The organism is Pseudomonas fluorescens (assembly GCF_001307155.1).
In the GTDB taxonomy this organism is placed as follows: domain Bacteria; phylum Pseudomonadota; class Gammaproteobacteria; order Pseudomonadales; family Pseudomonadaceae; genus Aquipseudomonas; species Aquipseudomonas helvetica.
Genome location: NZ_CP012830.1, coordinates 1,221,422 through 1,245,024, shown reverse-complemented (window position 1 = coordinate 1,245,024; position 23,603 = coordinate 1,221,422). Strand labels below are relative to the sequence as shown.

Genomic DNA, 23,603 nt, shown 5'->3' with positions numbered 1-23,603 from the left:
TGAGTGACTACCCATGCCAAAACGTACAGACATTAAAAGCATCCTGATTCTCGGCGCTGGCCCGATCGTGATCGGCCAGGCTTGCGAATTCGACTACTCCGGCGCCCAGGCTTGCAAAGCCCTGCGCGAAGAGGGTTACCGCGTCATCCTGGTGAACTCCAACCCGGCCACCATCATGACCGACCCGGCCATGGCCGACGCCACCTACATCGAACCGATCAAGTGGCAGACCGTTGCCAAGATCATCGAGAAAGAGCGCCCGGACGCGCTGCTGCCGACCATGGGCGGCCAGACCGCTCTGAACTGCGCCCTGGACCTGGAGCGCGAAGGCATTCTGGAAAAGTTCGGCGTAGAGATGATCGGCGCCAACGCTGACACCATCGACAAGGCTGAAGACCGTTCGCGTTTCGACAAGGCGATGAAATCCATCGGCCTGGCTTGCCCGCGTTCCGGCATCGCCCACAGCATGGAAGAGGCCAACGCGGTCCTCGAGAAGCTCGGCTTCCCGTGCATCATCCGCCCGTCCTTCACCATGGGCGGCACCGGTGGCGGTATCGCTTACAACCGCGAAGAGTTCGAAGAAATCTGCGCCCGCGGTCTGGACTTGTCGCCGACCAAAGAGCTGCTGATCGACGAATCGCTGATCGGCTGGAAAGAGTACGAAATGGAGGTTGTCCGCGATAAAAAGGACAACTGCATCATCGTCTGCTCGATCGAAAACTTCGACCCGATGGGCGTGCACACCGGTGACTCGATCACCGTGGCTCCGGCACAGACCCTGACCGACAAGGAATACCAGATCCTGCGTAACGCCTCCCTGGCGGTACTGCGCGAGATCGGCGTGGAAACCGGTGGCTCCAACGTCCAGTTCGGCATCTGCCCGAACACTGGCCGCATGGTGGTCATCGAGATGAACCCGCGGGTATCCCGGTCCTCGGCGCTGGCTTCGAAAGCAACCGGTTTCCCGATTGCCAAGGTCGCGGCCAAGCTGGCTGTGGGTTACACCCTGGATGAACTGTCGAACGACATCACTGGCGGTAAAACCCCAGCGTCTTTCGAGCCGTCCATCGACTACGTCGTGACCAAGCTGCCACGCTTCGCTTTCGAGAAATTCCCGAAAGCCGACGCCCGCCTGACCACTCAAATGAAGTCGGTTGGCGAAGTCATGGCTATCGGTCGGACCTTCCAGGAATCCCTGCAGAAAGCCCTGCGCGGTCTGGAAGTCGGTGTGTGCGGTCTGGACGAGAAGCTCGACCTGAGCAATCCGGAAAGCATGAGCGTGCTCAAGCGCGAGCTGACCGTGCCGGGCGCCGAGCGTATCTGGTACGTGGCTGACGCAATGCGCGCCGGCATGAGCGTTGAAGATATCTTCGGCATGACCATGATCGATCCTTGGTTCCTGGTGCAGATGGAAGATCTGATCAAGGACGAAGAGAAGGTCAAGACCCTGGGTCTGACCAGCATCGACCGCGACATGATGTTCCGCCTCAAGCGCAAGGGTTTCTCCGATCAACGCCTGGCCAAGTTGCTGGGTGTGACCGAGAAGAGCCTGCGTGCCCATCGCCACAAGCTTGAAGTGTTCCCGGTCTACAAGCGCGTCGACACTTGCGCCGCCGAGTTCGCCACCGACACCGCTTACCTCTACTCGACGTACGAAGAAGAGTGCGAAGCCGCGCCATCGGGTCGCGACAAGATCATGATCCTGGGCGGCGGTCCTAACCGTATCGGTCAAGGCATCGAGTTCGACTACTGCTGCGTACACGCGGCACTGGCCCTGCGCGATGACGGGTACGAGACCATCATGGTCAACTGCAACCCGGAAACTGTATCCACCGACTACGACACCTCCGATCGCCTGTACTTCGAGCCGGTGACCCTGGAAGACGTGCTGGAAATTGTTCGCGTCGAGAAGCCAAAAGGCGTGATCGTCCAGTACGGCGGCCAGACTCCGCTAAAACTGGCTCGTGCCCTGGAAGCTGCTGGCGTGCCGATCATCGGCACCAGCCCTGACGCAATCGACCGCGCCGAAGACCGTGAGCGCTTCCAGCAGATGGTCCAGCGCCTGAACCTGCGTCAGCCGCCAAACGCCACCGTGCGCAGCGAAGACGAAGCCATTCGTGCTGCCGCGAAGATCGGCTACCCGCTGGTTGTGCGTCCGTCCTACGTACTGGGCGGTCGTGCGATGGAAATCGTCTACGAAGAAGAAGAGCTCAAGCGCTACCTGCGTGAAGCGGTTCAAGTGTCCAACGACAGCCCTGTGCTGCTGGACCACTTCCTCAACTGCGCCATCGAAATGGATGTGGATGCGGTTTGCGACGGCACCGACGTGGTGATCGGCGCGATCATGCAGCACATCGAACAGGCAGGTGTTCACTCCGGTGACTCCGCGTGCTCGCTGCCGCCGTACTCGCTGCCTTTGCATATCCAGGACGAGATGCGTGAGCAGGTCAAGAAAATGGCCCTGGAGCTGGGCGTGGTCGGCCTGATGAACGTTCAGTTGGCGCTGCAAGGCGAAGACATCTACGTCATCGAAGTCAACCCGCGCGCTTCCCGTACCGTACCGTTCGTGTCCAAGTGCATCGGTGTTTCCCTGGCAATGATCGCGGCTCGCGTGATGGCCGGTAAAACCCTGAAGGAAATTGGTTTCACCAAAGAAATCATTCCTAACTTCTACAGCGTGAAAGAGGCGGTGTTCCCATTCGCCAAGTTCCCTGGCGTTGACCCGATCCTTGGCCCGGAAATGAAGTCCACCGGTGAAGTGATGGGTGTGGGCGATACCTTCGGCGAAGCCTTTGCCAAAGCCCAGATGGGTGCCAGCGAAGTGCTGCCGACCGGCGGTACTGCCTTCATCAGCGTGCGTGATGATGATAAGCCACTGGTTGCAGGCGTAGCCCGTGATCTGATCAACTTGGGCTTCGAAGTGGTCGCCACTGCCGGTACTGCCAAGCTGATCGAAGCTGCAGGCCTGAAAGTGCGCCGTGTGAACAAGGTGACCGAAGGTCGTCCGCACGTGGTCGACATGATCAAGAATGACGAAGTCACGCTGATCATCAACACCACCGAAGGTCGTCAGTCGATCGCTGATTCATACTCCATTCGTCGTAATGCTTTGCAGCACAAGATCTACTGCACTACCACCATCGCTGCTGGCGAAGCTATCTGTGAAGCGCTGAAGTTCGGTCCCGAGAAGACTGTGCGCCGCTTGCAGGATCTACACGCAGGATTGAAGGCATGATCAAATACCCAATGACCGTTAAGGGGGCGAAAGCCCTCGAAGAAGAACACGCTCACCTGACCAAGGTCGTCCGCCCGAAGCTCAGCCAGGACATCGGTACGGCTCGCGAGTTGGGTGACTTGAAGGAAAACGCCGAATACCACGCTGCTCGCGAGCAGCAGGGTATGGTCGAGGCGCGGATCCGTGATATCGAAGGCCGCATGCAGAATGCGGTCATCATCGATGTCACGAGCATTCCTCACACTGGCAAAGTGATTTTCGGCACCACCGTTGAAATCGCCAACGTCGAAACGGATGAAAGTGTCACTTACCACATCGTGGGCGAGGATGAGGCTGACTTCAAGCTCGGCAAGATCTCCGTCAGTTCGCCACTTGCTCGCGCCTTGATTGCCAAGGAAGAGGGTGATGTGGTGGCGGTCAAAACGCCTAGCGGCGTTATCGAGTACGAGATTGTCGAAGTCCGCCATATCTGAAGGCAAGCGCCTGCTTCGTGCGGGCGCCATGCTTTGGCAACTGACTCAGATGTTATGGGTTGGTGGCTTGTGGTTGTTGCACATCGGTCTGCTGCCGGTGCTGAGCCGTATTGGCCTGGCACCGCTGCTGATCGAAGAAATTTCAAGCATGCTGAGTGCGCTGCTGGTCGGGTTTTCAGCGGCGTGCGTGGTTTTTCAGGTTTTGGTGCTGGTTCAGGCCAAGGGCCTTGTCAGTCTATGGCGCGATATTCGCGGGCAACTGCTGTTGATGGCGTTATACGCGAGTGCGATGTACTTCGTCGTGCGAATCGACTGGCCGCAGGCGCAGCACTGGTTGTTGTTCAGCTATCTTGTGCTGGGTTTTTCCGGGTTGCTGCTGGTTTTACAGCCGGTACCTGGATGGGGTGGCAGGGTGCGCGAAGCACACCCTTGACCCGTATCATCACTTGAAGCGATGAACGTTCGACAACTGCTTGTTGACGCTGAAGTTCTTGCGGTAAATCAGCGCCATCTTGCCGATGACTTGCACCAGATCCGCTTTGCCGGCCTTGCACAGTTCTGCAATGGCTGCCAGGCGCGATTCGCGATCGAGGATGCTGAGCTTGATCTTGATCAGCTCGTGATCGCCCAATGCGCGTTCCAGTTCGGCTAAAACACCTTCAGTCAAACCGTTGTCAGCCACAGTCAAAACTGGTTTCAGATGGTGGCCAATGGACTTGTACTGTTTCTTCTGCTCTTGAGTGAGCGGCATAATCTGACCCCTGCGTCTGATCTTGTAAAAAGCGGCGGCCAGTTTACCCGAGCGAGTCCGGGACCGCCCAGTTAATCGCGACTCGTTTATTTTTTTGAGGTGGCCCGTGGCCCGTTCCAAGACTAGCCTTAACTGGCTGAAAGAGCATTTCAACGACCCGTACGTCAAAATGGCGCAAAAAGACGGGTATCGTTCGCGTGCCAGCTACAAATTGCTGGAGATCCAGGAAAAGGATCGCCTGATCCGTCCGGGCATGACCGTAATCGATCTCGGTGCAGCGCCGGGTGGCTGGTCGCAAGTGACCAGTCGTCTGATTGGTGGTCAGGGTCGTTTGATCGCCTCCGACATCCTGGAAATGGACAGCATCCCCGATGTGACCTTCATTCAGGGCGACTTTACCGAAGATGCGGTGCTGGCTCAGATCCTCGAGGCGGTCGGAAATACGCAGGTAGACCTTGTGATTTCCGATATGGCCCCCAATATGAGTGGATTGGCAGCTGTAGATATGCCACGGGCGATGTTCCTCTGCGAGTTGGCACTGGATCTCGCCGGTCGGGTTTTACGGCCAGGTGGTGATTTTTTGATCAAGGTCTTCCAGGGTGAAGGCTTCGATGAATACCACAAGGAAATCCGCAAGCTGTTTGACAAGGTACAGATGCGCAAGCCTTTGTCTTCGCGTGACAGGTCTCGCGAGCAGTACTTGCTGGGACGCGGTTTCCGCGGTGTTGAAGGTTCCGAGAGCGTTGAGCGTTTCTAAGGGGGCGATAGGTTTTTTTGTATCGCTTTACAGAGCCGGTATAACGAATATTGTGTAGTCATTGTTTCACAAAGGGTTACAGACGGCGCCTGCCAGAGCCGTAGGTAATGTAGTAAGTTAGGCCGGTGAATATCATGCGAAGCGCGCGCCAGTAGCGGAGCTTGCTTCAGAGGGTAGTTAATTGAACGATATGGCAAAGAATCTGATCCTGTGGTTGATCATCGCGGCTGTCCTCGTGACGGTGATGAACAACTTCTCCAGCCCTAACGAGCCACAGACCCTCAACTATTCCGACTTCATCCAGCAGGTCAAGGATGGCAAGGTCGAGCGCGTAGCCGTGGACGGCTATGTCATTACTGGCAAGCGCAATGATGGCGACAGCTTCAAGACCATTCGTCCGGCCATTCAGGACAACGGTCTGATCGGCGACCTGGTGGATAACCACGTAGTCGTTGAAGGCAAGCAGCCTGAACAGCAAAGCATCTGGACTCAGCTCCTGGTTGCCAGCTTCCCGATCCTGGTGATCATCGCCGTCTTCATGTTCTTCATGCGGCAGATGCAGGGCGGTGCCGGCGGCAAGGGTGGACCGATGAGCTTCGGCAAGAGCAAGGCGCGCCTGCTCTCCGAAGATCAGGTGAAAACTACCCTGGCAGACGTTGCCGGTTGCGACGAAGCCAAGGAAGAAGTGGGTGAGTTGGTCGAGTTCCTGCGTGATCCGGGCAAGTTCCAGCGTCTGGGGGGGCGTATTCCTCGCGGTGTGCTGATGGTGGGTCCACCGGGTACCGGTAAAACCCTGTTGGCCAAAGCCATTGCCGGTGAAGCCAAGGTGCCGTTTTTCACCATCTCCGGTTCCGACTTCGTCGAAATGTTCGTTGGTGTGGGTGCCAGCCGTGTTCGCGATATGTTCGAGCAGGCGAAAAAACACGCTCCGTGCATTATCTTCATCGATGAAATCGACGCTGTCGGTCGCCATCGTGGTGCGGGCATGGGTGGTGGTCACGACGAGCGTGAACAGACTCTCAACCAGTTGCTGGTAGAGATGGACGGTTTCGAAATGAATGACGGCATCATCGTCATCGCCGCAACCAACCGTCCTGACGTACTTGACCCTGCGCTGCTGCGTCCGGGCCGTTTCGACCGTCAGGTTGTCGTAGGGCTGCCGGATATTCGTGGTCGTGAGCAAATCCTGAAAGTCCACATGCGCAAAGTGCCGATGGGTGATGATGTTGCTCCGGCGGTTATCGCACGTGGTACGCCTGGTTTTTCCGGTGCCGACCTGGCCAACCTGGTGAACGAGGCTTCGCTATTTGCTGCCCGCACCGGCAAGCGCGTTGTCGAGATGAAAGAGTTCGAGCTGGCGAAAGACAAGATCATGATGGGCGCTGAGCGCAAGTCCATGGTCATGTCCGAAAAAGAAAAGCAGAACACTGCCTATCACGAAGCGGGACACGCGATCGTTGGTCGTGTGGTTCCCGAGCATGATCCGGTCTACAAGGTCTCGATCATCCCGCGCGGCCGAGCGTTGGGTGTGACGATGTTCCTGCCGGAAGAGGATCGCTACAGTCTGTCCAAGCGTGCGTTGATCAGCCAGATCTGCTCGCTGTACGGTGGCCGTATTGCTGAGGAGATGACCTTGGGCTTCGATGGCGTGACCACGGGTGCATCGAATGACATCATGCGTGCCAGCCAGATTGCACGAAACATGGTCACCAAGTGGGGGCTGTCGGAAAAACTCGGTCCTTTGATGTATGCCGAAGAAGAGGGTGAAGTGTTCCTCGGTCGCGGCGGCGGTGGTCAGCACGCCAGCTTCTCGGGCGAGACTGCCAAGCTGATCGACTCGGAAGTGCGCAGCATCATTGACCAGTGCTACGGCACGGCCAAGCAGATCTTGACGGATAACCGCGACAAGCTCGATGCCATGGCCGATGCGCTGATGAAGTACGAAACCATTGATGCCGAACAGATCGATGACATCATGGCTGGCCGCACGCCGCGTGAGCCTCGTGACTGGTCGGGTGGTACCGGTACTCCTCCTGTCGTACAGGAAGAGCGTCCGGAAACTCCCATCGGTGGCCCGGCCGCTGACGTCTAAGGTTTGAAATGACTCTTGTACAGTCCTCAACCCGGTTGCCTTGCGGTAACCGGGTTCTTGATTTGGCTCATGCGCATGTCATGGGCATCCTCAATGTCACTCCCGATTCTTTCTCCGACGGTGGTCGCTTCAGTCAGCTCGATGCTGCTCTGCGACACGCTGAGGCGATGGCGGCTGCTGGTGCGACCCTCATTGATGTAGGTGGCGAGTCGACCCGGCCTGGTGCACGGGCGGTCTCGCCGCTTGAGGAGCTGGAGCGCGTGGCGCCGATCGTCGAGCGTATTCATCGCGAACTGGACGTTATTATCTCGGTCGATACCTCGACACCTGCGGTCATGCGTGAAACTGCACGCCTGGGAGCAGGTCTGATCAACGACGTGCGTTCGCTGCGTCGAGACGGAGCGCTGGATGCGGCAGCAGCCACCGGATTGCCGGTGTGCCTGATGCATATGCTCGGTGAGCCGGGAGATATGCAGGACAACCCGCATTATGATGACGTGACGAGAGAGGTTGGTGAGTTTCTTGCCGAGCGTATGGCGTCGTGTGCTGCGGTCGGTATTCCGGCCGAACGGATCATTCTTGATCCGGGTTTCGGGTTCGCGAAAAACTTGCAGCACAATTTGAGTCTGTTCAAGCATATGGAAGCCCTGCATGCCTTGGGACGGCCCCTGTTGGTCGGGGTTTCGCGAAAGAGCATGATCGGGCAGGCATTGAATCGCCCGGTGGGAGAGCGGCTGCATGGCGGCCTGGCTCTCGCGGCGTTGGCTGTCGTCAAGGGGGCGCGCATCTTGCGGGTGCATGACGTGGCCGAAACAGTCGATGTGGTGCGGATGATCGCAGCAGTTGAGTCAGCCGAATAAGAATGATGGAGCACTTATGACTAAGAAGTATTTTGGCACCGACGGCATTCGTGGTCGGGTCGGCGAATATCCGATTACCCCTGAGTTCATGCTCAAGCTTGGTTGGGCTGCCGGCATGGCCTTTCGCAGTAAGGGTGCTTGCAAGGTTCTTGTCGGCAAGGACACTCGAATCTCTGGTTATATGTTCGAATCGGCGCTTGAGGCCGGGCTTACCTCTGCCGGGGCTGATGTCATGCTGCTGGGGCCGATGCCTACTCCGGCTATCGCCTATTTGACGCGTACCTTCAATGCTGAGGCCGGTATTGTAATCAGCGCTTCGCACAATCCTCATGATGATAACGGCATCAAGTTCTTCTCTGGGCAAGGCACGAAACTGCCGGATGATGTTGAGCTGATGATCGAAGAATTGCTCGATATGCCGATGACCGTGGTTGAGTCGAGCAAGATCGGCAAGGTTTCGCGAATCAACGATGCCTCAGGTCGTTATATCGAGTTCTGCAAAAGCAGTGTGCCAACCGGCACCAATTTTTCGGGTTTGAAAATCGTGATCGATTGCGCACACGGTGCTACCTATAAGGTGGCTCCGAGTGTTTTTCGTGAGTTGGGTGCGCAGGTGACGGTGCTTTCTGCGCAGCCTGACGGTCTGAACATCAATCACAATTGCGGCTCCACCCATATGGGGCAATTGCAGGCAGTTGTATTGGCTGAGCACGCAGATCTGGGCATTGCCTTCGATGGTGATGGCGACCGGGTATTGATGGTCGATCACACTGGAGCGATCGTCGATGGCGACGAATTGTTGTTCATCATCGCGCGTGACTTGCATGAGCGTGGCAAGTTGCAGGGTGGTGTTGTTGGAACCTTGATGAGTAATCTGGGGCTGGAACTGGCCCTGGCGGATCTGGGGATTCCTTTTGTGCGGGCCAACGTCGGTGACCGTTATGTAATCGCCGAACTGCTTGAGCGTAACTGGCTGGTGGGTGGTGAAAACTCCGGTCACGTCGTGTGCTTCAGTCATACCACCACGGGTGACGCGATTATCGCTGCGTTGCAGGTGCTGATGTCTCTGAAGCGCCGTTCCGAAGGTCTTGCGCAATCGCGTCAGGCACTGCGCAAGTGTCCTCAGGTATTGATCAATGTGCGTTTCGGCGGCGGCGAAAATCCGGTCGAGCATGCGACTGTCAAAGAAGTCAGCGAGCGCGTCACCAAGGCTATGGCTGGGCGTGGTCGCGTGTTGTTGCGCAAGTCTGGCACAGAGCCGCTGGTGCGGGTCATGGTCGAAGGTGAGGACGAAACACTGGTTCGCGGTTACGCCGAGGAGCTGGCAAAACTGGTTGCTGAAGTTTCTGCCTGATTTCGGCTTGCCAGTAATGATGTGGTTGGGTAACATCTGCGCCCACTTTGACCGACGAGGTACAGCATGCGTCGCCCTATGGTAGCTGGTAACTGGAAGATGCACGGTACCCGCGCCAGCGTCGCTGAGCTGATAAACGGCCTTCGTCATCTGGCCTTGCCGAGCGGTGTTGAGGTCGCGGTATTCCCGCCTTGCTTGTATATCAATCAAGTGATTGATGGCTTGGAAGGTACGTCGATTTCGGTCGGCGCGCAGAATTCTGCGGTGGAAGCCATGCAAGGTGCATTGACCGGTGAGATTGCGCCGAGTCAGTTGGTGGATTCAGGTTGTTCCCTGGTGCTCATTGGGCACTCAGAGCGTCGCCAGATCATCGGCGAGCGTGATGAGACGCTGATTCGCAAGTTTGCAGCGGCGCAGGCATGTGGCTTGATTCCGGTGTTGTGTATAGGGGAAACCCTTGAGCAGCGTGAGGCCGGAAAAACGCTTGAGGTTGTCGGGCATCAGCTGGGCAGCATCATCGACGAGCTGGGTGTTGGTGTATTTGCAAAAGCAGTAATCGCTTACGAGCCGGTCTGGGCCATTGGCACCGGGCTGACTGCTTCGCCGCAACAGGCGCAGGATGTGCATGCAGCCATTCGTGCGCAGTTGGCGGCAGAGAATTCTGAGGTCGCACAAGGTGTGCGGCTTCTATACGGCGGCAGCGTGAAGGCGGCCAATGCGGTCGAACTGTTCGGCATGCCGGATATCGATGGGGGGCTCATTGGTGGAGCTTCCCTGAATGCAGATGAGTTCGGTGCGATTTGTCGCGCCGCGGGAAACTGAAAAAATGCTGGAAACAGTCGTAGTCGTTTTTCATCTGCTGGGTGCACTGGGCGTAGTTGCTCTCGTATTGCTGCAGCAGGGTAAAGGTGCGGACGCTGGCGCGTCTTTCGGAGCAGGTGCTTCAAATACTGTGTTCGGAAGCCAAGGTTCCTCTACCTTTCTTAGTAAGTTTACTGCTATACTTGCCGCAGGTTTCTTCATAACCAGCTTAGGGTTAGGTTACTTTGCTAAAGAGAAAGCTCACCAGCTGACTCAAGTAGGTTTGCCAAACCCAGCAGTGTTGGAAGTTCCAAAGCAAAAACCGGCTTCTGATGATGTTCCGGTGCTTCAAGAGCAAAAGTCGGCAACCAATGCGACTGACGTGCCTCCAGCTCAAGAGCAAAAGTAAGAAGGGTTTCAAACGTAGTATTGCCGAGGTGGTGGAATTGGTAGACACGCAACCTTGAGGTGGTTGTGCCCATAGGGTGTAGGGGTTCGAGTCCCCTTCTCGGTACCAATTATCAGGAGAGCCCGCTGTTGCGGGCTTTCTTGTAGGTGGAAGGTTACATTGACCCTGTTAGGGATCGGTCGTATACTTCCGCCCCAGCTTTGTCGCGGGGTGGAGCAGTCTGGTAGCTCGTCGGGCTCATAACCCGAAGGTCGTCGGTTCAAATCCGGCCCCCGCAACCAGTTTCAGGAGCCCCTTTTCAGGGGCTTTTTGTTAGCTGGAAACTTTATAACGCCGCTGTTCAACGGCGTTTCAGGGATGGGCGTTTCGCCCATTTTTTTATTTTGCATAGCATGCATTTACATGCACGAGGGGGTTCAGGTGTCGAGCAAGCTAGAACAGTTGCAGGCCTTGTTGGCCCCGGTGGTCGTGGCCCTTGGCTATGAATGCTGGGGTATTGAGTTTTCGGCTCAAGGTCGCCACTCACTGTTGCGCGTTTATATCGATAAAGAAGGCGGTGTGCTGGTGGACGATTGTGCCATCGTCAGCCGTCAGATCAGCGGTGTGCTGGATGTTGAAGATCCGATCTCCGTTGAATACACCCTTGAAGTTTCCTCGCCTGGCATGGAACGCCCGCTGTTCACGCTTGAACAGTTTGCAAAGTTTGCCGGTGACCAAGTGAAGATCAAGCTGCGCTCGCCTTTCGAAGGTCGACGCAACTTTCAGGGCCTTCTGCGCGGTGTAGAAGAGCAGGACGTCGTGGTGCAGGTTGAAGACCATGAGTTCCTGTTGCCGATCGATATGATCGACAAGGCCAACATTATTCCCAGTTTTGACTGAGACGCGGATCCCGCGGATCCAATGGCTTGCGAAAGGCGAGGCGTACGATGAGCAAAGAAGTACTGCTGGTTGTTGAGTCGGTATCCAATGAAAAGGGCGTACCGGCAAACGTAATTTTTGAAGCGCTGGAGCTGGCTCTGGCCACCGCTACCAAAAAGCGTTTTGAAGACGAAGTTGATCTGCGTGTGGAAATCAATCGCCACACCGGTGCTTATGAAACTTTCCGTCGCTGGACGGTAGTCGAAGAAGCAGACCTGGATGATCCGGCTGTTGAAACCTGGCCGAGCAAGGTTCAGGAAACGCATCCTGGCGCGAAGGTCGGTGATGTAGTCGAAGAAAAAATCGAGTCCATCGAATTCGGCCGCATTGCTGCGCAGACTGCCAAGCAGGTTATCGTGCAGAAAGTTCGCGAAGCCGAGCGCGCTCAAGTCGTTGATGCCTACCGCGAGCGTCTGGGAGAAATCATCTCCGGCACCGTGAAGAAAGTAACCCGCGACAACGTGATCGTTGATCTGGGTAACAACGCTGAAGCGCTGCTGGCTCGTGAAGACATCATTTCTCGCGAAACTTTCCGGGTGGGCGTGCGCCTGCGTGCACTGCTCAAGGAAATCCGCACCGAGAACCGCGGCCCGCAGCTGATTCTGTCGCGTACAGCGCCAGAAATGCTGATCGAGTTGTTCCGCATCGAAGTGCCGGAAATCGCTGAAGGCCTGATCGAAGTAATGGCTGCGTCCCGTGACCCGGGTTCGCGCGCCAAGATCGCGGTCCGCTCCAAAGACAAACGCATTGATCCGCAAGGTGCTTGCATTGGTATGCGCGGTTCGCGCGTCCAGGCGGTATCGGGCGAATTGGGCGGTGAGCGTGTGGATATCGTCCTGTGGGACGACAACCCGGCGCAGTTCGTGATCAACGCCATGTCCCCGGCTGAGGTTGCGGCAATTATCGTTGACGAAGATGCCCATGCAATGGACATCGCCGTTGGCGCAGACAATCTGGCTCAGGCCATCGGTCGCGGTGGTCAGAACGTGCGTCTGGCTAGCCAGTTGACTGGCTGGACCCTGAACGTGATGACCGAATCGGACATCCAGGCTAAACAGCAAGCAGAAACCGGCGACATCCTGCGCAACTTCATCGACGAGCTGGAAGTCGACGAAGATCTGGCACAGGTGCTGGTTGATGAGGGCTTTACCAGCCTGGAAGAGATTGCCTACGTACCGTTGGAAGAAATGCTCAACATCGATGGCTTTGACGAAGACACCGTCAACGAGCTTCGCGCTCGGGCCAAGGATCGTTTGTTGACTAAAGCCATCGCTACTGAGGAAAAGCTGGCAGACGCCCATCCGGCCGAAGACCTGCTCTCGCTTGAGGGTATGGACAAGGATTTGGCGATGGAACTGGCGGTGCGCGGCGTAATTACCCGCGAAGACCTGGCCGAGCAGTCTATTGACGACCTGCTCGACATCGACGGCATTGACGATGATCGTGCCGGCAAGTTGATCATGGCCGCCCGAGCCCATTGGTTCGAGTAATAGGCGCGGCCTGAGGAGAGAAGTGCATGACGCAAGTCACGGTGAAACAACTGGCCGATGAGGTCAAAACACCGGTAGAGCGCCTGCTGCAGCAGATGCGTGAGGCAGGTCTGCCGCACACCGCCGCCGAGGAACATGTGACCGACAGTGAGAAGCAATCTTTGCTGACTCACTTGAAAAGCAGCCACAAGGCGAAAGTGGAAGAACCGCGCAAAATCACGTTGCAGCGTAAAACCACCAGCACCCTGCGTGTTGCTGGCAGCAAAAGCATCAGCGTTGAAGTACGCAAGAAGAAAGTCTTCGTACAGCGCAGCCCGGAAGAAATCGAAGCCGAGCGCAAACGCGAGCTGGAAGAGCGTCGCGCAGTAGAAAATGCTGCACGTCAGAAGGCTGAAGAAGAAGCCAAGCGTCGCGCCGAAGAAGAAGCGCGTCGCCAGCCTGCTGCTGTGCAATCTGCTTCTACTGAAGCTGTTGCAGCACCTGTCGCAGTTGCCGAGCCAGTGCGTGAAGCACCGGTTGTAGCAGCAGCGCCAGCGGCTGACACTCGCAAACGCGACGAACAGCGTCGTCCGGACAAACCACGCGCCGACGATAACAATCGTCGTGGCGCGGGTGATGGTGAGCGCAAAAACGCTCCACATCGCGCTTCGGTCAAGGAAAAGGCGCCTGCTCCACGCGTTGCTCCACGGACTACCGACGAAGAAAGCGATGGCTTCCGTCGTGGTGGTCGCGGCAAGGCCAAGCTGAAGAAACGCAACGCCCACGGTTTCCAGAGCCCAACCGGCCCTGTCGTGCGCGAAGTGAAGATCGGCGAAACCATCACTGTTGGCGATCTCGCTCAGCAGATGTCGGTCAAGGCTGCTGAAATCATCAAGTTCATGTTCAAACTGGGTACTCCAGCGACCATCAACCAGGTACTTGACCAGGAAACTGCTCAATTGGTTGCTGAAGAGCTGGGCCACAAAGTGACCCTGGTCAGCGACACCGCCCTGGAAGATTCCCTGGCCGAGTCCCTGAAGTTTGAAGGTGAGGCCTTCTCCCGTGCGCCAGTCGTGACCGTAATGGGCCACGTTGACCATGGTAAGACCTCGCTGCTCGACTATATCCGTCGTGCCAAGGTAGCGGCTGGCGAAGCCGGTGGTATCACCCAGCACATCGGTGCGTACCACGTTGAAACCGAACGCGGCATGGTCACCTTCCTCGATACCCCGGGTCACGCCGCGTTTACCGCTATGCGTGCTCGTGGTGCCAAGGCGACCGACATCGTGATCCTGGTGGTAGCAGCGGACGACGGCGTGATGCCGCAGACCATTGAAGCCGTACAGCACGCCAAGGCTGCTGGTGTTCCACTGGTTGTTGCAGTGAACAAAATCGACAAGCCGGGCGCCGATCTCGATCGCATCCGTAGTGAACTGTCGGTTCACGGCGTGACCTCGGAAGAGTGGGGCGGCGACACTCCGTTCGTATCGGTTTCGGCGAAAGTCGGTACCGGTGTAGACGAGTTGCTCGAAGCTGTTCTGCTGCAAGCTGAAGTTCTCGAACTGAAAGCGACTCCTTCGGCTCCTGGCCGTGGTGTCGTGGTTGAATCGCGTCTCGACAAAGGTCGTGGCCCGGTTGCAACCGTTCTGGTTCAGGACGGCACCCTGCGCCAAGGCGACATGGTGTTGGTCGGTTCGAACTATGGCCGCGTTCGCGCCATGCTCGACGAGAACGGCAAGCCAATCAAGGAAGCCGGTCCTTCCATCCCTGTCGAGATTCTCGGCCTGGACGGTACCCCGGACGCTGGCGACGAGATGAGCGTGGTTGCCGACGAGAAGAAAGCCCGTGAAGTGGCTCTGTTCCGTCAAGGCAAGTTCCGTGAAGTCAAACTGGCTCGTGCTCACGCAGGCAAGCTGGAAAACATCTTCGAGAACATGGGCCAGGAAGAGAAGAAGACGCTTAACATCGTCCTCAAATCCGACGTCCGTGGTTCGCTGGAAGCGTTGAACGGCGCCTTGAACGGCCTGGGTAACGACGAAGTGCAAGTGCGTGTAGTCGGTGGCGGTGTCGGTGGTATCACCGAGAGCGACGCCAACCTGGCACTGGCCTCCAACGCTGTACTGTTCGGCTTCAACGTGCGTGCCGATGCTGGCGCTCGCAAGATCGTCGAGCAGGAAGGTCTGGATATGCGTTACTACAACGTGATCTACGACATCATCGAAGACGTCAAGAAAGCCCTGACCGGTATGCTTGGCAGCGACGTTCGGGAGAACATCCTGGGTATCGCTGAAGTCCGCGACGTGTTCCGTTCGCCGAAGTTCGGCGCGATCGCCGGTTGCATGGTTATCGAAGGTGTTGTGCACCGTAACCGTCCAATCCGTGTACTGCGTGAAGACATCGTTATCTTCGAAGGCGAGCTGGAATCCCTGCGCCGCTTCAAGGATGACGCTTCCGAAGTACGTGCCGGCATGGAATGCGGTATCGGCGTGAAGAGCTACAACGACGTCAAAGTCGGTGACAAGATCGAAGTCTTCGAGAAGGTTCAGGTTGCTCGCAGCCTCTAACTCGCGCACTTCAAGAGCCGTGATGGGCAGCCGCATGCAAATGCACGGCGCATCACCCGGACTCTAAACGCAACGCCCGGTCTGGCTTCTGTCAGGCCGGGCGTTTGCCGCTTTCAGACCACACGGGTTTCACCGTGAGGCAGTAACAGGTAACAAGACATGGCAAAAGAATACAGCCGTACCCAACGTATCGGCGATCAGATGCAGCGTGAGCTGGCACAGCTGATCCGTCGTGAAGTCAAAGACCCGCGCGTCGGCCTGGTCACCATTACCGCTGTTGAAGTCAGCCGTGACGTCGGTCACGCCAAGATTTTCATCACCGTGATGGGGCAGGACAGCGCAGACGATATCGCTCAAAGCATCAAGGTGTTGAACTCGGCCGCCGGTTTCCTGCGCATGCAGTTGGCTCGCGAGATGAAGCTGCGCAGCGTTCCTCAGCTGCACTTCCACTACGACGAAAGCGTCGTGCGTGGCGCTCATCTGTCGGCATTGATCGAACGCGCCGTGGCTGAAGACAATCAGCACCCGGTTGCGGCAGAACCCGTAGACACCAAGGAGTAATCGGTGGCTCAGGTCAAACGTATCCGTCGTAACGTCAGCGGTATCATCCTGCTCGACAAGCCGCTGGGGTTCACCTCCAACGCGGCCTTGCAGAAGGTTCGCTGGCTGCTCAATGCCGAGAAGGCCGGGCACACTGGCAGTCTTGATCCGTTGGCCACCGGCGTGTTGCCGCTGTGCTTCGGTGAGGCGACCAAGTTCTCGCAATACCTGCTCGACTCCGACAAGGGCTATGAAACCCTGGCGCAATTGGGCAAGACCACCACCACGGCAGACGCTGAAGGTGAGGTTTTGCAGGAGCGCCCGGTGACCGTTTGTCGCGCCGATATCGAAGCGGTTTTGCCGAAATTTCGTGGGCAAATCAGTCAGATACCGCCGATGTACTCAGCCCTCAAGCGTGACGGTCAGCCGCTGTACAAGTTGGCGCGTGCAGGTGAAGTGGTGGAGCGCGAACCGCGTTCTGTTACTATTGCGCGCTTGGAATTGCTGGCCTTTGAAGGTGATACTGCGCGCTTCGCCGTAGATTGCAGTAAAGGCACCTATATCCGCACCCTCGTGGAGGATATTGGTGAAGCACTCGGTTGTGGCGCTTACGTTGCGCAGTTGCGACGTACCCAGGCCGGTCCGTTCAGCCTGGCCCAGACGGTCACGCTGGAAGAGTTGGAAGCAGTACATGCCGAAGGCGGCAACGAAGCGGTTGATCGCTTCCTGATGCCATCGGACAGCGGCTTGCTGGATTGGCCACTGTTGCAGTTCTCGGAGCACAGCTCGTTCTACTGGCTAAACGGCCAGCCGGTACGCGCCCCGGATGCACCGAAGTTCGGTATGGTACGCGTACAGGATCACAATGGTCGCTTCATCGGTATCGGTGAAGTGAGCGAAGATGGGCGCATCGCGCCACGTCGACTGATTCGGTCAGAATGACCGAACGAGGGTGGCTGTTAACAGGCACGGTCACTACTCATTTTTAGATACAGGGATTTGTCCCTGGCCTGTTGAAGCTGTTTCTTTGAAACAGTTTCCTGATAAAAGGATTGCCTCATGGCTCTCGACGTTCAAGAAAAAGCTCAAATCGTAGCTGACTACCAGCAAGCTGTTGGTGACACTGGTTCGCCAGAAGTGCAAGTTGCACTGCTGACCCACAACATCAACAAACTGCAAGGTCACTTCAAGGCCAACGGTAAAGATCACCACTCCCGTCGTGGTCTGATCCGCATGGTAAACCAGCGTCGCAAGCTGCTGGACTACCTGAAAGGCAAGGACGTGAGCCGTTACAGCGCTCTGATCGCTCGCCTGGGTCTGCGTCGCTAATAAGCGATTGCGCTAGAGGTTGGTTGTCTGTCGTGCGTCAGCGGGTTTCCCGCCGGCGCATGGCAGGCTCCCAGCCTCAAGTTTTATCTGGACAACAGTTTTATCTGGACAATCAAAGTCGGGCCGATTCCCGGCATTGCCCAAGAATTTCGCAAGAAAACCAGTTCCCCCAAGAGCCACAAAGAAGGTAGGACACCGTGAACCCGGTAATCAAAAAATTCCAGTTCGGTCAGTCGACCGTTACCCTCGAGACTGGCCGTATCGCCCGTCAGGCCTCCGGCGCAGTATTGGTCACCGTTGACGACGACGTCAGCGTATTGGTGACCGTAGTCGGTGCCAAGCAAGCCGATCCAGGCAAGGGCTTCTTCCCCCTGTCTGTTCACTACCAGGAAAAAACCTACGCTGCCGGTAAGATCCCTGGCGGTTTCTTCAAGCGCGAAGGCCGTCCTTCCGAGAAAGAAACCCTGACTTCCCGACTGATCGACCGTCCGATCCGTCCGCTGTTCTCGGAAGGCTTCATGAACGAAGTGCAGGTTGTCTGCACCGTCGTTTCCACCAGCAAGAAGACCGATCCGGACATCGCTGCGATGATCGGTACCTCGGCTGCGCTGGCGATCTCCGGCATTCCTTTCGATGGCCCGATCGGCGCTGCCCGCGTTGCGTTCCACGAAAGCACTGGCTACCTGCTGAACCCGACTTACGAACAACTGAAAGCATCGAGCCTGGACATGGTCGTTGCCGGTACTTCGGAAGCGGTATTGATGGTTGAATCGGAAGCCAAAGAGCTGACCGAAGACCAGATGCTGGGCGCAGTACTGTTTGCTCACGACGAGTTCCAGGTTGTGATCAACGCTGTTAAAGAACTGGCTGCCGAAGCTGCCAAGCCAACCTGGACCTGGGCTCCTCAGCCTGAAGCCACCGCACTGCTGGGCGCTATCCGTGCCGAGTTCGGCGACGCGATTTCCCAGGCTTACACCATCACCGTCAAGGCCGACCGTTACGCTCGCCTGGGCGAACTGAAAGACCAGGTTGTTGCCAAGCTGTCCGGTGAAGAAGGCCAGCCTTCGTCCAGCGAAGTCAAAGCAGCTTTCGGTGAAATCGAATACCGTACCGTTCGCGAAAACATCGTTAACGGCAAGCCGCGTATCGACGGCCGCGACACCCGCACCGTACGTCCGCTGAACATCGAAGTTGGCGTTCTGCCGAAGACCCACGGTTCGGCATTGTTCACCCGTGGCGAAACCCAGGCTCTGGTCGTTGCGACACTAGGCACCGCCCGTGACGCACAACTGCTGGACACCCTGGAAGGCGAGAAAAAAGACCCGTTCATGCTGCACTACAACTTCCCTCCGTTCTCGGTGGGCGAGTGTGGTCGCATGGGTGGCGCTGGTCGTCGTGAAATCGGTCACGGCCGTCTGGCCCGTCGTTCGGTTCAGGCCATGCTGCCTGCTGCCGACGTGTTCCCGTACACCATCCGTGTGGTATCGGAAATCACCGAATCCAACGGTTCCAGCTCGATGGCGTCGGTTTGCGGTGCTTCCCTGGCACTGATGGATGCTGGTGTGCCAATGAAGGCGCCGGTTGCCGGTATCGCCATGGGCCTGGTTAAAGAAGGCGAGAAGTTCGCCGTCCTGACCGACATCCTGGGTGACGAAGACCACCTGGGCGACATGGACTTCAAAGTAGCCGGTACCTCCAAAGGTGTTACCGCGCTGCAGATGGACATCAAGATCAAAGGCATCACCGAAGAAATCATGGAAATCGCTCTGGGCCAAGCCCTGGAAGCGCGCCTGAACATCCTCGGCCAGATGAACCAGATCATTGCCCAGTCGCGTACCGAGCTGTCGGAAAATGCTCCGACCATGATCGCGATGAAAATCGACACCGACAAAATCCGTGATGTTATCGGTAAAGGCGGCGCGACCATTCGTGCGATCTGTGAAGAGACCAAGGCTTCGATCGATATCGAAGACGACGGCTCGATCAAGATCTTCGGCGAAACCAAGGAAGCCGCTGAAGCCGCTCGTCAGCGCGTTCTGGGCATCACCGCTGAAGCTGAAATCGGCAAGATCTACGTCGGTAAAGTTGAGCGCATCGTCGACTTCGGCGCATTCGTCAACATCCTGCCGGGCAAGGACGGTCTGGTTCACATCTCCATGCTGAGCGACGCTCGCGTTGAGAAAGTGACCGACATCCTGAAAGAAGGCCAGGAAGTGGAAGTACTGGTACTGGACGTGGACAACCGCGGCCGTATCAAGCTGTCCATCAAAGACGTAGCAGCAGCCAAGGCTTCGGGCGTTTAATTACCCCGCAGCTTAAGCGCTGAACAAGCAAACGCCCCGACTGGTTCGGGGCGTTTTGCTGTGTGCAGTAAATGCGCCCTTGTAGCAGCTGGCGAAGCCAGCTGCTACAGAGGCTCAGAGCAAATCCGTGAAAAATGAGGCGCTTGTCCAGGTTGCCCGACCCCAAACTCAGTGCTAGCTTTAGCCCACCGCCCGTGTAGCTCAGCCGGTAGAGCAGCGCACTCGTAACGCGAAGGTCGCAGGTTCGATTCCTGTCTCGGGCACCACTTCCCCCTGTTATTTCACCTTTCTACTCAGCTCCTCGACGGTACGTTTGAGCTGATCCATCGCACGATCCTGATCGCTGATGGTCCGTTTCAGGTTCGAGATCTCGCTGCTGTTCGAGCTGGAGCTGGAGCCGCTGTTGCGCTTGAGGTCTTCCACCTGCCGACCGAGCTTATCCAGATCACGTTCCTGCTCTTTGACCTTGCTCTTGAGGTCGTCGATCTCCTTGCTGCTGGAGCTTGAGCTGGAACCGCTGCTGCGCTTGAGTTCTTCGATCTGGCGCGTCTGGTTGTTGATGGTTTCCTGCATCTTTTTCAGTTCGTCGATGCGGAAATCACTTTTGACCAGAACGTCCTTGCCGTATTCATAGTGGATGGCGGAGAGTTTGTCATCGTAAGACGGACCGCTGTTGCTCAGCTCAATGCTGGCCATTGCGGTGCCTGGCAAAGTCAGGACACCCAGCAGGGCGGTCATTGCGCTGGCGGACAGAACAGAGGAAAGCTTCGAAAAACTGCGCATCACTGAGGTTCCTTGTGAAGTACCGATATGGCACATCGCTATGACTTTGGATTTGAAATTATGTTCCCGAGGCTCTCGACGCACCCTGCGTGAAACTTTTTGTGGAATAGATGTAAAGAGCCGTGTAATTCGCGGGCCAAACGTCCTATATTCGGTGCCTGCATGAGCATCGCCCAGCAGTTTTCAGATGATCCCGAATGGTTCTGAAGGCCAGATAAACCGGGCTTCAAACGGTTTTCTGCGTCAGAGAGATCCTTGATGATCCAGATCCATCTTCCATTCCCATGATCAGCGAGAACGCCATGACCGTGAACGAAATGACTCAAGAACAAAGACACGAAGAGGCCCTCAAGAAGTACATGCTTGATGCGCCGGAACTGATGGAAGAGATCAAGAACCTGAGCGCCGACGATCAGAAAGATCAGATTCAGTGGGCGTTCGAGGACGAGGCAGAAGCGCAGGGCTTGCAGCCTTGGGAGCTGACGCTCAAGTACACCTCAACGCCGGAAGAATACGAGGCGACGCGCCTTGCGTTGCACAAGGAAGCAGCCGAGGTGCTGGGCGTCGAGTGGGAAGAATACTGCGAGATGAACAATCTGGTGGTTTGAAAGCAACGCCAGCCTCATGAGGCTGGCGTTTCTTTTTGTCAGAGACTCAAGCGCATCGACAGGTCTACAGCCTTCACATCCTTGGTCATCGCGCCAATCGAGATGTAATCCACGCCCGTCTCGGCGATTGGCCGCAAGGTGCTTTCGGTGACGCCACCGCTGGCCTCGAGTTTCGCCTTGCCGGCATTCAGCCGCACGGCTTCGCGCATGTCGTCCAGGCTCAGCTCATCGAGCATGATGATGTCGGCGCCCGCCGCCAGGGCCTCCTTGAGCTCCTCCAGGCTTTCCACTTCAATCTCCACCGGTTTGCCCGGCGCGATCTTGTGCGCGGCGGCGATGGCTTGAGGGATGCCGCCGCAGGCAGCGATATGGTTTTCCTTGATCAGAAAAGCGTCGTACAGGCCGATGCGGTGGTTGTGACAGCTGCCGCAGGTCACGGCGTACTTTTGCGCCAATCGCAACCCAGGCAGGGTTTTGCGGGTATCCAGCAGTTTCACCTGAGTATCGGCAACGAAGTCGGCCAGGTATTGCGCACGAGTGGCGACACCGGAAAGCAGTTGCAGAAAATTCAGCGCACTACGCTCGCCGGTCAGCAGCGAACGGGCGGGGCCTTCGAGGTGAAACAACGCCTGATTGGGGTTCACGCGCTCACCGTCGCGCACTTGCCAGTGCACCGCAACGCGCGGGTCCAGTTGCCGGAACACCGCGTCGACCCAAGCGGTGCCGCTGATGACGGCCGCATCACGGGTAATGATCGTGGCTTTGGCCAGGCGTTCGGCCGGGATCAATTGTGCGGTGATGTCGCCGCTGCCGATGTCTTCAAGCAACGCACGGCGCACGTTGGCTTCGATTTCGGCGGTCAAATCGGCGAGGCGTAGATTCGGCATAACGGGCTCCACAAACAAAGTGGCTCGATTATAGGGCCATGCTGCAAGCGAACCCAAGACGCCCAGCACTTTCAGCAGGTTCTAAAACCTGTACTTGGTCGACTCGCCCGCATTACCCCTGCATGCCGATCTGTGATCGGGCGCTGTTTCATGGGCCGATGCAGAGTCTGCTGGCACTCGGGAGGTCTTTTGCAGATAATCGCGCCTTGCGTTTGACGTCATGGCCTTGACGTTTCTTTGGCTTCCCGACACTTGAAATGCAGCGCGGTGCATCACGATTGCGTTGTGAGCCGGCCGTGTGCGTTTGTCGCTTCACATTGAATGGAGGAATCCCCCCTTTGCAGGAGGCTTGGATGCACAACGACGGGAATGTAGTGCCTTTGCACAAGGCCGCTACCGGTCAGGCGAATCCATCGCCGCTCGCCCGCCTGCCGGTGATTCTGCTTCAGGTTCGCGACAAGGCTGCGCAACAACTCAGGCTTGGTTTGCAGGAGATGTTTGATAATGCCGACGACACCTTGTTCGAAATGGCTGACCGGGCACAGACCAATGTCGAGCAGAACATCTTCTTTGAAGCCATGCGCGATTTGCGCCTCAAGCGCAAAAACATCGAGCGCGGCTTTCACGAGCTTTTCTTCGAGGCCTTTGCCGGCCTCATCCAGTACGACCCGACTCACGCCGCCTTGCCGTTGGCGATGAATCCAGACCCTTCGATCGAACTCCCCTATGACCAGCCTGAGCGGCAAGCGGCGCTTGAAGCCATGGTCGCCAAGGCGCTCAACCGGGACGGCTTTGCCCTTGGACAGCTGACCGCGCGCCTGAGCTCTCTGCTGGGCAAGCCCCTGGATGATTCGCGCAATCCCATGGGGCCGGCGATGCTCTGCGAGTATTTTTTGCAGGCCGGACGCAATCTGGGGGTGGAGATCAAGGTCAAGCTGATCATCCTCAAATTGTTCGAACGCTATGTGCTCAGCGATGCCGATCAGCTCTATGCGCAAGCCAACCAATTGCTGATCGCCACTGGCGTTCTGCCTGAACTCAAGACCGCCCCCGCACGTCGTGTCACGGGCCGGGCGGCGGCCAGTGTTCATGCGGAGTCCAGCGAGTCGGGCGTCAGATCCAACAGCACGCACGACGATAAAAGCGTGCAAGAAGTCTTCGCCACCTTGCAGGCGTTGCTGTACCCCGTGCGCGACAATGTTGCGCCGACCCTCGAAGCCAGCGCCCAGAGCCAGCCCATCTCGACCCGCGATCTGCTGCGCCTGCTCTCGCACTTGCAGCAATACGTGCCGGCCCCTGGCGCCCAGGATGATTTTGACCTGCGCAATCAGCTTGAACAGTTGCTGACCCGGGTCAGCGTCAAAAGTGGCAACTCTCGGGTGGTCGGGGTAGCGGACGAGGATGTGATCAATCTGATCGCGATGCTCCTCGAATTCATTCTCGCCGCCCCTCAATTGCGGCAAGTGATCG

The 23,603-nt window shown here is 57.2% G+C and carries 20 protein-coding genes, 3 tRNA genes and 1 pseudogene; 21 read left to right on the top strand and 3 right to left on the bottom strand.

Translation table 11 applies throughout. The annotated features are described in order from the left end of the window. Positions 1-13 precede the first annotated feature (13 nt). From carB to AO353_RS05620, 3 genes are read left to right on the top strand one after another with little or no spacing between them, the layout of a single operon-like run. Positions 14-3,235: a carbamoyl-phosphate synthase large subunit gene (carB, locus tag AO353_RS05630; RefSeq protein WP_054594067.1), complete on the top strand. Its 3,222-nt coding sequence runs from the start codon at positions 14-16 to the stop codon at positions 3,233-3,235. Further along, positions 3,232-3,708 carry a transcription elongation factor GreA gene (greA, locus tag AO353_RS05625; RefSeq protein WP_054594066.1) on the top strand — a complete coding sequence of 159 codons (477 nt, stop codon included), beginning with the start codon at positions 3,232-3,234 and terminating at the stop codon, positions 3,706-3,708. Before carB ends, greA begins: the two co-directional genes overlap by 4 nt. A 28-nt stretch (positions 3,709-3,736) precedes the next feature. After that, positions 3,737-4,141 carry a hypothetical protein gene (locus AO353_RS05620; protein WP_054594065.1) on the top strand — a complete coding sequence of 135 codons (405 nt, stop codon included), beginning with the start codon at positions 3,737-3,739 and terminating at the stop codon, positions 4,139-4,141. A 9-nt stretch (positions 4,142-4,150) separates the two neighbouring features. Here the strand turns inward: AO353_RS05620 and AO353_RS05615 are convergent, their stop codons facing one another. Next, entirely contained in the window at positions 4,151-4,459 is a 309-nt protein-coding gene (locus AO353_RS05615) for a YhbY family RNA-binding protein (protein ID WP_019691785.1), read from the bottom strand. 106 nt (positions 4,460-4,565) lie between these two features. Here AO353_RS05615 and rlmE point away from each other — a divergent pair, with 106 nt between their 5' ends. From rlmE to AO353_RS05535, 16 genes are all read left to right on the top strand, one after another. After that, the gene (rlmE, locus tag AO353_RS05610) at positions 4,566-5,216 is read left to right on the top strand and encodes a 23S rRNA (uridine(2552)-2'-O)-methyltransferase RlmE (protein WP_019691786.1); all 651 of its coding nucleotides are present in this window, start codon (positions 4,566-4,568) and stop codon (positions 5,214-5,216) included. A gap of 190 nt (positions 5,217-5,406) precedes the next feature. Further along, a complete protein-coding gene (gene ftsH, locus AO353_RS05605; protein ID WP_054594064.1) occupies positions 5,407-7,308 on the top strand; it encodes an ATP-dependent zinc metalloprotease FtsH in 1,902 nt (633 codons plus the stop codon). Between the two features lie 8 nt (positions 7,309-7,316). Next, positions 7,317-8,168, top strand: a complete 852-nt coding sequence (gene folP / locus AO353_RS05600) for a dihydropteroate synthase (RefSeq protein ID WP_054594063.1) — start codon at positions 7,317-7,319, stop codon at positions 8,166-8,168. A 16-nt stretch (positions 8,169-8,184) separates the two neighbouring features. Next, complete coding sequence (gene glmM, locus AO353_RS05595) at positions 8,185-9,522, top strand: phosphoglucosamine mutase (protein WP_054594062.1); 1,338 nt, start codon at positions 8,185-8,187, stop codon at positions 9,520-9,522. A 66-nt stretch (positions 9,523-9,588) separates the two neighbouring features. Continuing rightward, positions 9,589-10,344: a triose-phosphate isomerase gene (gene tpiA / locus AO353_RS05590; protein WP_054594061.1), complete on the top strand. Its 756-nt coding sequence runs from the start codon at positions 9,589-9,591 to the stop codon at positions 10,342-10,344. A 4-nt stretch (positions 10,345-10,348) separates the two neighbouring features. Continuing rightward, positions 10,349-10,732 (top strand): preprotein translocase subunit SecG, encoded by a 384-nt coding sequence (gene secG, locus AO353_RS05585; RefSeq protein WP_054594060.1) that lies wholly within the window; start codon positions 10,349-10,351, stop codon positions 10,730-10,732. A 22-nt stretch (positions 10,733-10,754) separates the two neighbouring features. Beyond that, a tRNA-Leu gene (locus AO353_RS05580) sits at positions 10,755-10,840 on the top strand. A 96-nt stretch (positions 10,841-10,936) separates the two neighbouring features. Then, a tRNA-Met gene (locus AO353_RS05575) sits at positions 10,937-11,013 on the top strand. Between the two features lie 139 nt (positions 11,014-11,152). Next, positions 11,153-11,611, top strand: a complete 459-nt coding sequence (gene rimP, locus AO353_RS05570; protein WP_024265126.1) for a ribosome maturation factor RimP — start codon at positions 11,153-11,155, stop codon at positions 11,609-11,611. Between the two features lie 47 nt (positions 11,612-11,658). Continuing rightward, positions 11,659-13,140, top strand: coding sequence for a transcription termination factor NusA (gene nusA / locus AO353_RS05565; RefSeq protein ID WP_019691793.1), 1,482 nt, complete (start codon positions 11,659-11,661; stop codon positions 13,138-13,140). A gap of 26 nt (positions 13,141-13,166) precedes the next feature. After that, positions 13,167-15,683, top strand: a complete 2,517-nt coding sequence (gene infB, locus AO353_RS05560; RefSeq protein ID WP_054594059.1) for a translation initiation factor IF-2 — start codon at positions 13,167-13,169, stop codon at positions 15,681-15,683. Between the two features lie 159 nt (positions 15,684-15,842). Next, the gene (gene rbfA, locus AO353_RS05555) at positions 15,843-16,244 is read left to right on the top strand and encodes a 30S ribosome-binding factor RbfA (RefSeq protein ID WP_019691795.1); all 402 of its coding nucleotides are present in this window, start codon (positions 15,843-15,845) and stop codon (positions 16,242-16,244) included. A 3-nt stretch (positions 16,245-16,247) separates the two neighbouring features. Further along, positions 16,248-17,165: a tRNA pseudouridine(55) synthase TruB gene (truB, locus tag AO353_RS05550; protein WP_054594058.1), complete on the top strand. Its 918-nt coding sequence runs from the start codon at positions 16,248-16,250 to the stop codon at positions 17,163-17,165. A gap of 117 nt (positions 17,166-17,282) precedes the next feature. Further along, positions 17,283-17,552, top strand: coding sequence for a 30S ribosomal protein S15 (rpsO, locus tag AO353_RS05545; RefSeq protein ID WP_003197723.1), 270 nt, complete (start codon positions 17,283-17,285; stop codon positions 17,550-17,552). Positions 17,553-17,749: 197 nt separating this feature from the next. Beyond that, a complete protein-coding gene (gene pnp / locus AO353_RS05540; protein ID WP_054594057.1) occupies positions 17,750-19,855 on the top strand; it encodes a polyribonucleotide nucleotidyltransferase in 2,106 nt (701 codons plus the stop codon). 190 nt (positions 19,856-20,045) lie between these two features. Then, a tRNA-Thr gene (locus tag AO353_RS05535) sits at positions 20,046-20,121 on the top strand. A gap of 10 nt (positions 20,122-20,131) precedes the next feature. Here the strand turns inward: AO353_RS05535 and AO353_RS05530 are convergent. After that, positions 20,132-20,638: a hypothetical protein gene (locus AO353_RS05530; RefSeq protein WP_054594056.1), complete on the bottom strand. Its 507-nt coding sequence runs from the start codon at positions 20,636-20,638 to the stop codon at positions 20,132-20,134. 302 nt (positions 20,639-20,940) lie between these two features. Between AO353_RS05530 and AO353_RS05525 the strand changes: the two genes are divergently transcribed. Continuing rightward, the gene (locus AO353_RS05525) at positions 20,941-21,246 is read left to right on the top strand and encodes a DUF6388 family protein (protein ID WP_054598178.1); all 306 of its coding nucleotides are present in this window, start codon (positions 20,941-20,943) and stop codon (positions 21,244-21,246) included. A 38-nt stretch (positions 21,247-21,284) separates the two neighbouring features. On the opposite strand, the gene nadC is transcribed toward AO353_RS05525, so the two are convergent. Next, positions 21,285-22,133, bottom strand: coding sequence for a carboxylating nicotinate-nucleotide diphosphorylase (gene nadC / locus AO353_RS05520; RefSeq protein ID WP_054594055.1), 849 nt, complete (start codon positions 22,131-22,133; stop codon positions 21,285-21,287). Positions 22,134-22,486: 353 nt separating this feature from the next. On the opposite strand from nadC, the pseudogene AO353_RS05515 reads away from it, so the two are divergent. Beyond that, a pseudogene (locus AO353_RS05515) lies at positions 22,487-23,575 on the top strand (DUF1631 family protein); the annotation flags it as partial. Positions 23,576-23,603 lie beyond the last annotated feature (28 nt).

Bases quoted from the DNA above. Each gene is read 5' to 3' on its own strand.
- nusA (WP_019691793.1), top strand. From the start codon at position 11,659: ATGAGCAAAGAAGTACTGCTGGTTGTTGAGTCGGTATCCAATGAAAAG.
- AO353_RS05530 (WP_054594056.1), bottom strand. From the start codon at position 20,638: ATGCGCAGTTTTTCGAAGCTTTCCTCTGTTCTGTCCGCCAGCGCAATG.
- nadC (WP_054594055.1), bottom strand. From the start codon at position 22,133: ATGCCGAATCTACGCCTCGCCGATTTGACCGCCGAAATCGAAGCCAAC.
- AO353_RS05525 (WP_054598178.1), top strand. From the start codon at position 20,941: ATGACCGTGAACGAAATGACTCAAGAACAAAGACACGAAGAGGCCCTC.
- AO353_RS05615 (WP_019691785.1), bottom strand. From the start codon at position 4,459: ATGCCGCTCACTCAAGAGCAGAAGAAACAGTACAAGTCCATTGGCCAC.
- secG (WP_054594060.1), top strand. From the start codon at position 10,349: ATGCTGGAAACAGTCGTAGTCGTTTTTCATCTGCTGGGTGCACTGGGC.
- rpsO (WP_003197723.1), top strand. From the start codon at position 17,283: ATGGCTCTCGACGTTCAAGAAAAAGCTCAAATCGTAGCTGACTACCAG.
- greA (WP_054594066.1), top strand. From the start codon at position 3,232: ATGATCAAATACCCAATGACCGTTAAGGGGGCGAAAGCCCTCGAAGAA.
- rbfA (WP_019691795.1), top strand. From the start codon at position 15,843: ATGGCAAAAGAATACAGCCGTACCCAACGTATCGGCGATCAGATGCAG.
- ftsH (WP_054594064.1), top strand. From the start codon at position 5,407: ATGGCAAAGAATCTGATCCTGTGGTTGATCATCGCGGCTGTCCTCGTG.
- infB (WP_054594059.1), top strand. From the start codon at position 13,167: ATGACGCAAGTCACGGTGAAACAACTGGCCGATGAGGTCAAAACACCG.
- tpiA (WP_054594061.1), top strand. From the start codon at position 9,589: ATGCGTCGCCCTATGGTAGCTGGTAACTGGAAGATGCACGGTACCCGC.
- folP (WP_054594063.1), top strand. From the start codon at position 7,317: ATGACTCTTGTACAGTCCTCAACCCGGTTGCCTTGCGGTAACCGGGTT.
- carB (WP_054594067.1), top strand. From the start codon at position 14: ATGCCAAAACGTACAGACATTAAAAGCATCCTGATTCTCGGCGCTGGC.
- glmM (WP_054594062.1), top strand. From the start codon at position 8,185: ATGACTAAGAAGTATTTTGGCACCGACGGCATTCGTGGTCGGGTCGGC.
- AO353_RS05620 (WP_054594065.1), top strand. From the start codon at position 3,737: ATGCTTTGGCAACTGACTCAGATGTTATGGGTTGGTGGCTTGTGGTTG.